Raw genomic sequence first — 13,214 nt, forward strand, 5'->3', positions numbered from 1 at the left:
GTGCTGAGCATGCCCCGGGGATGTAACATCATTTAATCCCTATCCTTTTAATTGTGCCACAAAGTTGCGAATTTGCAACAGTCCCGCCTGACGCGTATCCGGGTTTCCAAGAAGAGGTATAGCTTCTTCCACCTGACGAACGATAGCACTACCAACAACAACACCATCACAGATGCGGGAGAAACGAGCTACCTGCTCGTGACTGGAAATGCCGAAGCCAACAGCGACAGGAATATCTGTCAGGCTCTTTACAGTTTCAATGAAGCTCTCTACCCCATCGAAAAAGGAAGCTCTCTCTCCCGTGACACCCAGAGAAGAGACACAATAGATGAAACCACGTGCTCCCGTGACAATACGCTCGATCCTCGCGTTGGACGTAGGGGCTACGAGCGGAACCAAATGCACACCTGCAGCATCTGCACGGCGTCGCATATCCTCGGCTTCCTCAATCGGAAGATCCGGGATGATCATGCCGCTGATCTCATGTTTGACCAACTCGTCAAAAAATACATCCAATCCCGTCTGTAATACTGGATTATAGTAGGTGAACAGGACAAAAGGCATTTTCACACCCTCCGCACGCGCTCTGGCTGCTGTCTCCATACAAGTCCGAATCGTGATCTGACTTTTCAATGCACGCTCGGAAGCTCGCTGGATTACCGGTCCATCTGCGAGCGGATCAGAATAGGGAACACCGAGTTCCAAAATGTCTGCCCCCGCCTGTTCCAATTCCTTAATGATTTCCACCGTGGTGTCCACATCTGGATCTCCAACCGTAAGGAATGGAATAAGTGCTGTCCGGTTCTGTTCTTTCAATTGTTGGAAGGTCTGGTCCATCAGGTTCATGCCAAGTCCCCTCCTGTGTATTTCATAATGGATTCAACGTCTTTGTCACCACGACCGGAAAGACAGATCACAACGATATCATCAGCGCTGAGTTCAGGTGCAAGCTTGACAACCTGCGCAACAGCATGGGCTGACTCCAAAGCGGGAATAATGCCTTCTGTTCGGCTCAGCAACTGCAAGGCATCCAATGCCTCCTGGTCCGTAATCGGAACATATTTTGCACGTTTAATATCTTTGAGATAGGAATGCTCGGGACCAACACCCGGATAATCAAGTCCCGCTGAAATGGAATGGGCTGGCTGAACCTGTCCATATTCATCTTGCAGTAAATAACTCATCGAACCCTGGAATACACCGTGTGTCCCTTTGCTCATCGTAGCCGCATGGAACTCGGTGTCCACCCCTTTACCTGCTGCTTCAACTCCAACAAGCTTCACATCCTGATCGCCAATAAACGGATAGAACATACCGATTGCATTACTTCCGCCGCCTACAGCTGCAACAATTACATCTGGCAACCGTCCTTCAATCTCCTGAATCTGGCGCCGTGTCTCATCACCGATCACTCGCTGGAAGTTACGTACCATCATTGGATACGGATGAGGACCGACTACCGATCCAAGCACGTAGAAGGTATCTTCCACATTACTAACCCAGTAGCGGAGCGCCTCGTTTCCTGCATCTTTCAATGTGCGCGTGCCAGATGTCACCGGAATGACTTCCGCCCCAAGCAGCTTCATCCGAAATACGTTCAACTGTTGCCGTTGCGTATCTTCTTCACCCATAAACACTTTACATTCAAGCCCCAGCAATGCAGCAACTGTTGCGGTGGCAACGCCATGCTGTCCTGCACCTGTTTCGGCGATGACTTTCTTTTTTCCCATCCGTTTAGCCAGCAATCCCTGTCCAATAGCGTTATTGATCTTGTGCGCTCCCGTATGGTTCAGATCTTCACGTTTCAGATAAATTTTAGGTCCACCCAAGCGGCGGGATAATTGCTCTGCATGGTATAAAGGTGTTTCCCGGCCAGAATACTCGCTTAACAGGTAATTCAGTTCCTTGTTGAATTCCTCGTCTTCAGAGAAGTGGCTATACGCTTCCTCCAGTTCGATCAGAGCGTTCATTAGTGTCTCAGGTACAAAGCGGCCTCCGAAGGGACCGAAACGCCCGTGTTGATCCGGCAATTGATGTGTCATGCCTGCTTCACCCTTTCTACAAATGCTGTAATTTTCGCAATATCCTTCACACCTTCGGACTCTACGCCGCTGGATACATCGACGCCGTCCGGTGCATATGTCTGTATCAGTTGTTGCACATTATCCGGCTGTAAACCTCCTGCCACGAACAACGCGATTCCATGTTTTCTTGCCCACTCGGCGTAGAAAGGAATTCGTTCCCAGGCAAAGGTTTTACCGGAGCCCCCTCCATAGAGCGGGTCAAACGTATCGAGCAATATGGCGTCCACCACATTTTTATATGGATCAAGTGCCAATAAGGCAGTATCGTCAGCTAATGAACCTGTTTCATCCTTGGGAAAAGAGAAAGCCTTGAACACTTCGGTACCGAAGTGCTGCTTCACCTGTTCACAAAATTCCGGCGATTCCTGTCCATGCAGCTGAATGACATCCAGGCCTGAAATCTGCATGATGCTTTCCAGTTCTTCGAGCGTAGGATTCACGAAAACACCCGCCAGCTTCGGCCGATCAAACATCGTCCAGTCCAAGAGAACCGTTCTTAGCTCGGCACCCTGTTCAGGCGTAATACGGCGACGGGATGGGGCAAAAACAACACCAACGTAATCCACAGGCAAGTTTATCATCGATTTTAGCACTTCAACGTCCTGAAGTCCACATATTTTTACAGCCGCTGCCGGCCGGGTTCGCAGATCCACGTCTCTGCTGTTTGTGCCGTCATGATTGAATGCATTCATGCTTTTGGTCCCATCAGTTCATATACCGCTGCCTCAACATCGTCCTTACGCATCAGATGCTCCCCAACAAGGATACCATGCACACCTGCCTCAATAAGAGATTCCAGTGGCTGAGGGCCGTCAATTCCACTTTCACTGATTAATGTGACACCATCCGGAATCAAGTTCATCAAATCCAACGTGGTGTTGAGACTGGTTTCGAACGTTTTCAGATTGCGGTTGTTGATGCCCACAAGTGTTGCCTGCGGTATATCGAGTACTTGCTCCAGTTCAGCACGATCATGGACTTCAATTAATGCATCCAGGCCCAGACTTTTGGCAAACGTCAGATATTGACGCATCTGTTCGGGTGTCAGAATACTCGCAATCAGCAAAACGGCATCCGCGCCAAGCAGCCTTGCCTCGGCAATCTGTCGTTCATCTATAATAAAATCTTTGCGCAGTAGCGGTATGTTCACAGCTTCATGAATGGCCTGCAAGGATTCGCTATTTCCCTGGAAATAAGAAACGTCGGTCAATACGGATATACAATCCGCTCCAGCCCGTTCGTATGCGGAAGCAATTTCTACTGGATGAAAATCAGGACGAATCAGTCCTTTGGACGGAGAAGCCTTCTTCACTTCGGCAATGAGACCCAGTTTACGGTTACGTCTCTCTGATAGAGCACGTTCGAATCCACGAGTATTGGGTAATGCCTCTATCTTTTTCAGCGCATCGTCCATCTGAAATGTTTGTGCCAGAACTTCAACTTCTTTATGTTTGGTTGCTACGATTCGATCAAGATACATGACTGTACGCCTCCGTTGTATGAATTAACTGTTCCAGCTTCCCGGCAGCCTTGCCGGAGTCTACAGCGTCTGTCGCCATCAACACACCTTCTGCAATGGTATTTGCTAGACCGGATACATAGATGCACGCCCCGGCATTCAACAGAACGACATCGCGGTATGCGCTCCGTTCTCCCTGGAAGATCCTTTTAATAATTTCGGCGTTCTGAGCCGCATCTCCTCCAAGAACCGATTCCAGCGGATGTAACGATAATCCCATATCACGTGGATCAATGTCATACGTATGCACTTCACCATTACGCAGCTCGGATACCTGGGTAGGTGCGGAGATGCTGATTTCATCCAGTCCATCATGACTCGCTACAACCAAAGCTCTTTTCAGCCCCAGACGATTCAGCACTTCAGCGATCATCGGTGTCCGGCTGCGGTCATATAAACCAAGCAATTGTCGATCCGCTCCCGCAGGATTGGTTAGAGGTCCGAGCATGTTAAAGATCGTACGCACACCCAGCTCTTTTCTTGGCGCAGCAGCATGTTTCATTGAAGGGTGGTACACCTGAGCAAAACAAAAACAGATTCCGATCTCATCGAGACATTGTCTCGCCTGCTCTCCGTCCAGATGAATATTCACGCCCAATGCTTCAAGTACATCCGCACTGCCCGCCTTGCCTGAGGCAGAGCGATTTCCATGCTTCGCCACCCGGACAGAGACTGCTGAAGCAATGATCGCCGATGCTGTTGAAATGTTGAACTTATGAATACCTGAACCACCTGTTCCACAGGTGTCCAGCAGTCCATTGCCGTCGGTCAGGATCCGTCCGCCCTGTCCACGCATGGCTTCGGCAAACCCCGTGATTTCATCCACCGTTTCCCCCTTCATCCGCAAGCCCATAAGCAAACCTCCGATTTGAGCCGGAGTGGCCTCACCTCTCATGATGGAGTACATCAAGTCACGCGCTTCCGCCTGCTCCAGATGGCTGCCCTCCAAAATTTTGGCAAGGCCATTCTTCATTCCTTCCGCATGACTAACTTTAGTTACAAATCGCTCTGATTCTTCATTCATGACTGGGTTCATATTCATTTCCGGTCTCTCCTCTCTCAGTTTTGTGCAGCCGTGGCTGGGGTAACAAAATAATCGGCGTTGGCAAGTTTCAAGGTGTGATCCTTCTCTTTGGCAGGAAACATCGCTTCTGCTGTACGAATCGCCTTAAGTAACGCTTTGGCTTTATTTACTGTTTCTTCATATTCATTCTCAGGCACCGAATCCCATACGATTCCGGCTCCAGCCTGCACATAAGCTTTTCCCTTTTTGAAAATAATCGTTCGGATTGTAATACAGGAGTCCATGTTGCCCGAGAAACCAAGATAACCGATAGCACCTGCATAAGCACCCCGTGCTTCTTTTTCCAGTTCCGCGATAATCTCCATCGCACGTAGCTTCGGCGCACCGGATACCGTACCCGCCGGCAAACACGAAAGAAATGCATCAAAGAAATCCTTGTCTTCTCTAAGCTCACCTGTAACGTTGGACACCATGTGCATGACGTGGGAATATCGTTCAATTTCCATGAACATGTCACATTTCACACTTCCAAAGCTAGACACACGTCCCAGATCATTACGTCCCAGATCAACAAGCATCAGATGTTCCGCACGTTCCTTCTCGTCCTGCAGCAGATCTGCCGCCAATGCACGATCTTCTGCTTCCGTAGCTCCTCTTGGACGTGTACCCGCAATCGGCCGTGTTTCTACGCGGTTTCCATCCACTTTTACCAACGCTTCCGGTGAAGTCCCCACAATAATTTCATCGTCCATCTTCAGATAATACATGTAGGGTGATGGATTCAACGTTCGAAGCACGCGATATACATGCAGCGGAGATACTTCGGTATCAATGTGGAAACGTTGGGATAATACCACTTGAAAAATATCTCCTGCCCGAATGTACTCTTTGGCCTGCTCTACATTCCCGATAAACTGTTCCTTCGTGAGATTGGATCGAATATCCCCCAGTTCCACGTCTCCTGGGATGGAACGCGGGTTCAAGTTCTCCCCTGGTCCTTGCTGCTGCAAGCGTTCAGCCGCCTGTTCCAGCTTCTCAGAAGTTAAAGCATAAGCTTGACGGATATCATCATCCGTTGCACCGTCCTTCACGTGCACATTGCCCACAAGCAGCATCTGCTGCTTCACATGGTCAAACACGATAATCTGGTCGCAGAACATGAAGCGAATATCATCCATTTTCAGATCATCCAGCGCGTGGGCCGGAAGCTTCTCATAATATTGCAGCAGATCGTATCCAAAGAAACCGATGGCCCCGCCTGTAAATGGCGGCAGTTCATCATCCTTCGGACTGCGATACTTACGCAGCAGAGCTTTGAGTTCTTCAATCGGCTTGCCTGGCAGTTCTCGAATCTGGCCCGCTTCTTCTACCACGATCCGGCCTTTTTTGGCGGAGATCATCAGGAACGGATCTGTACCGATGAAGGAATATCTCGCCCATTGAATTCCACCCTCCACACTTTCCAGCAGAAATGCCCGGTCGTTGTCAGCATAACGGCGGAAAATCCGAATCGGGGTCTCCATGTCTGCCAGAATCCGTTTGACTACCGGAATCAGATTATATTCATTCGACATTTTCAGTACTTGATTAACGTTTGGCGTTATCATCAGATCACGTCCTTTCAGATTTATATAAGTTCAACTAAAGAGGTTTACACTGAGCACTCCGATGACAGAACAACCTTCCGATCGCTGTTATCCCCAGATTTTTTGATTCCCTTTCTAAAGGGAAAATCCGGTGATAAAGGCGAACGCTCCGCTTCTTCAGGTTATTTCTGTCCTCTCCGTTTTTGTGTAAAAAGTTTAGTTGAACCTATATGGGTAGAAGAAACAATTCAATATACAACAAAAAAACCTCTACCATCAGGTAGAGGTTTGGTTATAAGCTGTTTCAACAGGTTGGTGCTTCATAAATAACAAGTCCCTATACATGCATACTTACCGAATTATCACACAGGCTGTTGTATGGATGTAATACAAATCCATCAAATAAAAAGGAAATGTACCGGCATACACTGATTCTCACCCATAGCACTCATTCTTTCATGAAATGCAAGAGGATATCGGTCGTGTTATACCTAAACAAAACGATGTCGCTAGACACGTTTGCATTCCTTCATCCTGTTTCTAATAATTCCGTAGCTCGACGTACCGCGAATCAGTTGACCGGCTTCTGTTACTCCGGTTACCACCCGCTGGACTCTGCTATATACTCCACTCATCTCAGCTGCTCTCAGCTCAATCTCTACTCTACTCAACTGGTTCTCACTATACATCATTCAGAATGATTTGACAACCACTCTAATCTTACGAATTGGAAGGTGCCGCCAAATCGGGACGCAGAGACTGTGCACCGTTAAGATACACATGGTTGATTTCATTCTGACCTTTTGCAGTGTTAACATGTACCATAAAACGGATGCACTGTGGCAAGGCACCTGCAACCGGAACTTCCAGCGCACACATCAAAGGTACAAGCTCCCAGCCATCCAACTGGCGAATTGCCTTTGCTGGGAAAGCTGCATCCAGATCTCCAGTCATCGTAATCCACACACTGCAAATATCTTCGGGTTGAATCTCGTTACGATCCACGATTTCCTGCAATAGTACAGCCGTTTCTTTCAAAATATGTTCTTCGTTATTATGCGTGACCGTAGTAGCCCCGCGAATTCCCCGAGTAACCATCACTTTTAATCTCCCTTCTTGAGCATTTCAATGACGTCGCGTACTGCCGATACCGGTACATCCTTCACAATTCTGGCAGCGCCGATCCGGTCAGGAATAATGAAGACCATATGGCCCTCACGGAACTTTTTGTCGTGCATCATTGCATCCATTAATGCATCCGTATCCAAATGTTTTGGTATCGTCACCGGCAGGCGCAATGAACGCAACATGCGAACCGTATCGTCATAGAGTCCTGCTGGGGCTCCCAACTTTTCGCCGAGCAATGCCGAGCCCGCCATACCAATCGAGATGGCTTCACCATGCAGAAATTCGCCGTAACCGGCAATCGCTTCAATGGCATGACCAATCGTATGACCCAGGTTTAACAATGCACGTTCTCCATTTTCACGTTCGTCACGCGATACAATCTCTGCCTTGATACCACAGCCTCGTTCCAAGCCATATCCCAAAGCCTCCGGATCAAGGGCAAGCAGTTCATCCGCATGCTCCTCACACCAGTATGCAAAAGCTTCGTCCCGAATCAGTCCGTGCTTCAGCATCTCTGACAAACCAGCAGAGACATCGCGTGGCGGCAAGGTTTGAAGAGTATCCACATCATAGAGCACCAGCTCTGGCTGATGGAATGCACCGATCATATTTTTAGCCAGCGGATGATTGACAGCTACTTTGCCGCCAACACTGCTGTCATGCGCCAGGATCGTCGTAGGCACCTGTACAAACTTAATTCCACGCATATATGTAGCAGCAACAAAACCCGCCAGATCCCCTACTACACCGCCGCCTAAGGCAACAATTGCCGAACTGCGATCCAGTTTGCCTTCGATGGCGACAGTCATCATATCCTGATATACCGAAAGGGATTTCGATGTTTCACCCGATGGAACAACTGCGGAGACGACTGTAAAACCAGCCGTACTCAGCGTTTGTTCCAGATTGGACAAGTATTTGGGTGCGACATGATCATCAGTAATAATGAGTAAGGGGCTTTTTTTGGTTAAGCCATATTGCTCAAAATATTGAGGCGCTTGAGCCAACAGGCCGCTGCCAATCAGGATTGGATATGAACGCTCCTCCAACTGCACTGTCAGCTGGCGCATCTTAGTAATTCTCCAGTTGGTTATTGTAGTTGGCAAAGTTCGCGCGGATTTCCTCCATGGAGTCTCCGCCAAATTTCTCAAGGAAAGCTTTTGCAATTTCCCAGGCTACCACATGCTCCATTACTACACTAGCTGCAGGAACAGCACATGCATCAGAACGCTCAACCTGAGCTGTAAATGCTTCTTTTGTATCGATATCCACACTTTGAAGCGGTTTGTACAACGTAGGAATAGGTTTCATAACCCCACGTACCACTACTGGCATACCGTTAGTCATTCCGCCCTCGAATCCGCCCAAACGGTTGGTAGCTCGGTGGTAACCACGCTCTTCACTATGCACGATTTCATCATGCACCTGAGAACCACGAATCGTTCCGGCTTCGAACCCGATACCAATTTCCACACCTTTGAATGCGTTAATGGACATCACGCCCTGAGCAATCCTTGCATCCAGTTTGCGGTCATACTGTACATGGCTACCAAGACCCACAGGCACACCTTCAACGATACATTCCACGATTCCACCGATGGAGTCGCCTTCCTGCTTGATCTGGTCGATGTAAGCTTCCATCTTCTTCTCGGTTTCTGCATCAGTTACACGTACGGAGGAAGCTTCTGTCACTTCGATCAGTTCATCAATCGGCAGATCTTGATAAGGAGCTTCGATTTCTCCGATACGCAACACACGTCCAGCTACTTTGATTCCGAATTCAGCAAGGAATTGACGTGCAATAGCACCACATGCTACACGCACCGTTGTCTCACGCGCACTGGAACGCTCCAGCACATTACGCAAATCTTTTAGGTTATATTTGAGCCCGCCATTCAAATCAGCATGTCCCGGACGTGGACGATGAACGCGACGTTTCTCTTCGTCACTGCCTTCAATCGGCTCAATATTCATAATATTCTGCCAGTGTTTCCAGTCATTATTTTGAACAACCAACGCTACAGGAGCACCTGTTGTATATCCGTGACGAATACCACCAACGAAATTGGCCTGATCCTTCTCAATTTGCATGCGACGTCCACGGCCATATCCCTTTTGGCGGCGGTGAAGCTGAAAATTCAGTTCTTCAAAGTCAATATTCAGATTGCTTGGCAATCCTTCAATAATTGCGGTTAATTGGGGTCCGTGCGTCTCCCCTGCGGTTAAATAGCGTAAACTCATAATACGTTCCCCCTTTAAACTGTTAAACTTCACATTGCTAAAATCCCATAATTTCTTTGCTTATTATAGTATAGCTGACCGGCTTTGACAAGAAAGTCGGTCGTTTCTTGTCCTAAATTGGATTGGACTCGAATGGTGATTGATTGAGATTCCGACGTGTCTGAGAAATATCCATTCATCCATTATGCAAATAACCGCCTGGACACATATACATGTGCACGCCAGACGGTTATGAAATAATTGAAATTATTTTTTGCGATAAAAGAATGTTTCCGCTGTTTCCAGACCATATTGCCCCGGGGAAAAAATCTGTTCCGTACTGCCCACGAACAAAATACCACCTGGACGCAAACTTGTTGCAAACTTGTGATACAACAGGTTTTTGGCTTCCTCGGTAAAATAGATCATGACATTGCGGCACACAATCAGATCATATCCTTCGTCAAAACGATCGAGTAACAGATTCTGCTTCATGAACTTGACTGAACTTTTCAGTTGTTCATCAATACGGTACACCAAGCCATCCTGCTTGAAGTATCGATTTGCTGTTTCCTTCGGTACATCTTTGAGCGAGCGTTCCATATAACGCCCTTCCTTGGCTTTAGCGAGAGCTCCTTCGTCCAAGTCACTTGCCGTAATGGAGCTTCCCTTAAGAATTCCCATCGTGTCCAGAATCATCGCCAAAGTGTAAGGTTCTTCGCCTGTGGAACAAGCGGCACTCCACACTTTAACGCCACGCTTCGGACCCAGCAACTCAGGCAGGATTTCATCCCGCAGTACTTCCCAGCGATTGGGGTTACGCCAAAATTCCGAGACGTTAATGGTCATGCGATCCAGAAACTCATAAAACAGAGACTTGTCCTTCTGCATGGCATCAAAAAAGATAGAAAACGTATGAAATCCGTTTTTGTTACGAAGTGTGGTCAGCCTTCTTTTCATCTGGCCTTCCTTGTATTGAGCAAGATCAATGCCTGTGCTCTCTTTGATTTTCCGAATAAATCCGGTGTAATCCGGGTCTAGTAGTTGTTCCTGCTCCAGCATCGTATCACCCTTCTGGCTAAAAAATTACAACCAGGCTGCGATGCTCTTGTCGTACGTTACCAGCTCATCCGGAGTAAAGAAGTTCGCTGCTTCACGAGTGGCGCTTTCCGGTGAATCCGCCCCATGAATCAGATTATGCGGTGTATGGCTGGCGAAATCTCCGCGAATTGTACCCGGAGCCGCTTCCTTCACATTGGTTTTCCCGATTACGATGCGCGCAAGCGCCACGATGTCGTCACCTTCCCAGACCATAGCAAATACAGGTCCAGATGTGATAAAACGAACCAGATCATCGAAGAACGGTTTCCCCTCATGTTCAGCATAATGGCGTTTGGCCTGATCTTCAGACATCTGCACCAGCTTGCCTGCCACCAACTTAAATCCTTTGTCTTCCAGACGGCTAACGATACGCCCTATCAAACCACGCTGCACACCATCCGGCTTCACCATCAAAAATGTACGATCCATAGGCTCACTCCTCACTCACGGTTCAAAGTTATTTCATTATGTAAACGCAATCCCTTTGATTGTAACATACATGTCCAAATCCTCCCAATGAGGAATATCACATGAATGTTATTTTTTGAGTGAGACAGCTACACGAGGAACTGCATTCATGAAAAGATGCCCGTCCATAGCAGTCTATGTTCAAACATATTAATGCGTACGTTTGACCACAAAATGAGCGATATCACGCAAGTTTTTGGTGGTCTTGATGTTAGGCAGTTGATCCAGAGCATCGAGCGCTTTCTTCATATATCGGTCAGCCAGGGCTTCTGCTTTAGCAATTCCTTGACTTTGGCGAATCATTCCAATTGCATCGGATGCACTCGCCCGTCCCTCCTCGTGCTGAACGCGGGCTATCTCCTTCAGCAAAGGTTCACGCAAATTAGGTTCCTGCAATGCATACAGTACAGGCAGCGTAATATTCCCCTGCTTCATATCACTGCCTGGAGGCTTGCCCAGTTGCTTTTCGGTGCCAACCAGATCAAGTACATCGTCTTGAATCTGGAACGCCATACCCACGTTGTAACCGTAGGTGTACAGCAACGAAGATACATGTTCCGGCGCACGAGTAGCAAGCGCCCCCAGCTGGCAGCTGACAGCAATAAGAAGCGCCGTTTTGCGACGAATTCGCAAGAGATAGTTACGTACACTTTGTCCCGTGTTGAAAAAGTCCCGAATTTGCTCCATTTCACCAATGGACATCTGCACCATCGCTTTGGCCAGAATACGGTGTATAGCTGGATCGGACAGGCCCGCAGTCATTTCAAGCGCCTTGCCGTAAATGTAATCTCCGGTGTACATGGCAATCCGATTATCCCATTTGGACTTCACCGTTGGTTTACCTCTCCGTGTCGCCGCATTATCAATAACATCATCGTGAACCAGAGAAGCCGAATGAATCAGTTCCAACGGAACCGCTACCAGCTTCAGACGTTCAATGTCGTATGTACCAAATTTCCCACCGAGTAACACAAATACCGGACGCAAACGCTTACCCCCTGCCTTGAGCAGGTGAAGTGACGTTTCGCTTAGCAGTTTCTGTTCTCCCTGAACACTGCGATACAGCTCTTTTTCAATGTAGTCCATGTCTTTTTTTAACAACCCGAAAATATCCAATAGTTTCATTCGTTCACCCGTGTCAGCGTATTGTCAGTCCATAAATCCATGCTTACCTTCCCCTCCAGCAAGTCGGGCCTGCAGGCATAACGAAAAACCAGGGCTTGCCTTTCCTGCTTGTGTTCTTCTGAGACGTACTAATCTTCTTCGAATGTCAAGGCCGACATCCGGGAATTAAACTCTGCGACTTGTTCTGAAACATAAGTACAGAAGTTGCCGGAGCATGGGTCAAGGCTGTGGTTCCATCCAAACATCACCATCAGCGCTCACCAATACCCCGGGATTGGGGGACAGCAAATTGCCCCTGCAATTCGGTCAGCAGATTCAAAATTGCAGGAAGCTCAGAAGCTATCCCCGTTCATCCGGTTCTCCCCACCTGGTAAACAGTTGATGCGGGATGCGCAGACTATCGAGCACTTTACCCACTAGAAACAGAATCAACTCGTCCATCGTTTGGGGTTTGTAATAAAAAGCAGGCATGGCCGGTATCATGCGGACACCAAGCCGTGAGAGTTTCAGCATGTTTTCCAGATGAATTGCATGCAGTGGCGTCTCACGTGGCACCAGAATCAGCGTTCTTCCCTCTTTCATCATGACATCAGCAGCCCGGGACATCAGATTGTCCGATGACCCTTGTGCAATGGATGAAAGAGTACCCATGGAGCATGGCATTATAATCATGCCTTCTGCCAGGAAAGAACCACTCGCGATGGAGGCACCAATATCACTAACGGGATGATAGATTAGGGAACCCGCACGACCGCCGAATTTTTCTTCCAGCACACGGTCCCGATTCGTAATATCCCAGTCCATTTCTTCTTTCAATACACGCCACCCGGCATTGGAGATCACCAGATGCACAGTGTATTCCAGATCAAGCAGCGTTTCAATTAATCTGATGCCATATATACTTCCACTGGCCCCGGTAATTCCGACAACAAGTCGTTTATTGTCCGGCTGCTGCATCT

General features: G+C 48.1%; 14 protein-coding genes. All 14 read right to left on the minus strand.

All coding sequences use genetic code 11. The annotated features are described in order from the left end of the window. Positions 1 to 39: 39 nt before the first annotated feature. Entirely contained in the window at positions 40 to 846 is an 807-nt protein-coding gene (trpA, locus tag BLS14_RS10305; protein WP_063566777.1) for a tryptophan synthase subunit alpha, read from the minus strand. Beyond that, positions 843 to 2,042: a tryptophan synthase subunit beta gene (gene trpB, locus BLS14_RS10310; RefSeq protein WP_063566776.1), complete on the minus strand. Its 1,200-nt coding sequence runs from the start codon at positions 2,040 to 2,042 to the stop codon at positions 843 to 845. The genes trpA and trpB overlap by 4 nt, the downstream gene beginning before the upstream one ends. Then, complete coding sequence (locus BLS14_RS10315; RefSeq protein ID WP_072733417.1) at positions 2,039 to 2,776, minus strand: phosphoribosylanthranilate isomerase; 738 nt, start codon at positions 2,774 to 2,776, stop codon at positions 2,039 to 2,041. Before BLS14_RS10315 ends, trpB begins: the two co-directional genes overlap by 4 nt. Next, entirely contained in the window at positions 2,773 to 3,564 is a 792-nt protein-coding gene (gene trpC, locus BLS14_RS10320; RefSeq protein WP_090951452.1) for an indole-3-glycerol phosphate synthase TrpC, read from the minus strand. The genes BLS14_RS10315 and trpC overlap by 4 nt, the downstream gene beginning before the upstream one ends. After that, entirely contained in the window at positions 3,554 to 4,576 is a 1,023-nt protein-coding gene (gene trpD, locus BLS14_RS10325; protein WP_371121629.1) for an anthranilate phosphoribosyltransferase, read from the minus strand. Before trpD ends, trpC begins: the two co-directional genes overlap by 11 nt. A gap of 86 nt (positions 4,577 to 4,662) precedes the next feature. Continuing rightward, positions 4,663 to 6,234: an anthranilate synthase component I gene (trpE, locus tag BLS14_RS10330; protein ID WP_090951455.1), complete on the minus strand. Its 1,572-nt coding sequence runs from the start codon at positions 6,232 to 6,234 to the stop codon at positions 4,663 to 4,665. Between the two features lie 488 nt (positions 6,235 to 6,722). Continuing rightward, positions 6,723 to 6,905 carry a hypothetical protein gene (locus BLS14_RS32515; RefSeq protein WP_143813571.1) on the minus strand — a complete coding sequence of 61 codons (183 nt, stop codon included), beginning with the start codon at positions 6,903 to 6,905 and terminating at the stop codon, positions 6,723 to 6,725. Between the two features lie 28 nt (positions 6,906 to 6,933). Further along, positions 6,934 to 7,311, minus strand: a complete 378-nt coding sequence (gene aroH / locus BLS14_RS10335) for a chorismate mutase (RefSeq protein ID WP_063566773.1) — start codon at positions 7,309 to 7,311, stop codon at positions 6,934 to 6,936. Positions 7,312 to 7,316: 5 nt separating this feature from the next. Further along, positions 7,317 to 8,411, minus strand: coding sequence for a 3-dehydroquinate synthase (aroB, locus tag BLS14_RS10340; RefSeq protein ID WP_090951457.1), 1,095 nt, complete (start codon positions 8,409 to 8,411; stop codon positions 7,317 to 7,319). A gap of 1 nt (position 8,412) precedes the next feature. Beyond that, positions 8,413 to 9,582 carry a chorismate synthase gene (gene aroC / locus BLS14_RS10345; RefSeq protein ID WP_063566771.1) on the minus strand — a complete coding sequence of 390 codons (1,170 nt, stop codon included), beginning with the start codon at positions 9,580 to 9,582 and terminating at the stop codon, positions 8,413 to 8,415. Positions 9,583 to 9,828: 246 nt separating this feature from the next. After that, on the minus strand, positions 9,829 to 10,623 hold the full coding sequence (locus BLS14_RS10350) for a CheR family methyltransferase (RefSeq protein ID WP_064636850.1): 795 nt from the start codon (positions 10,621 to 10,623) through the stop codon (positions 9,829 to 9,831). 24 nt (positions 10,624 to 10,647) lie between these two features. Then, on the minus strand, positions 10,648 to 11,091 hold the full coding sequence (gene ndk / locus BLS14_RS10355) for a nucleoside-diphosphate kinase (protein ID WP_063566769.1): 444 nt from the start codon (positions 11,089 to 11,091) through the stop codon (positions 10,648 to 10,650). Between the two features lie 189 nt (positions 11,092 to 11,280). Next, on the minus strand, positions 11,281 to 12,255 hold the full coding sequence (locus tag BLS14_RS10360; RefSeq protein ID WP_063566768.1) for a polyprenyl synthetase family protein: 975 nt from the start codon (positions 12,253 to 12,255) through the stop codon (positions 11,281 to 11,283). A 339-nt stretch (positions 12,256 to 12,594) separates the two neighbouring features. Further along, on the minus strand, positions 12,595 to 13,212 hold the full coding sequence (locus tag BLS14_RS10365) for a UbiX family flavin prenyltransferase (protein WP_090951460.1): 618 nt from the start codon (positions 13,210 to 13,212) through the stop codon (positions 12,595 to 12,597). Between the last annotated feature and the right edge of the window lie 2 nt (positions 13,213 to 13,214).

The sequence above is a fragment of the Paenibacillus sp. OK060 genome (genome assembly GCF_900101205.1).
GTDB classification, from domain to species: domain Bacteria; phylum Bacillota; class Bacilli; order Paenibacillales; family Paenibacillaceae; genus Paenibacillus; species Paenibacillus marchantiae.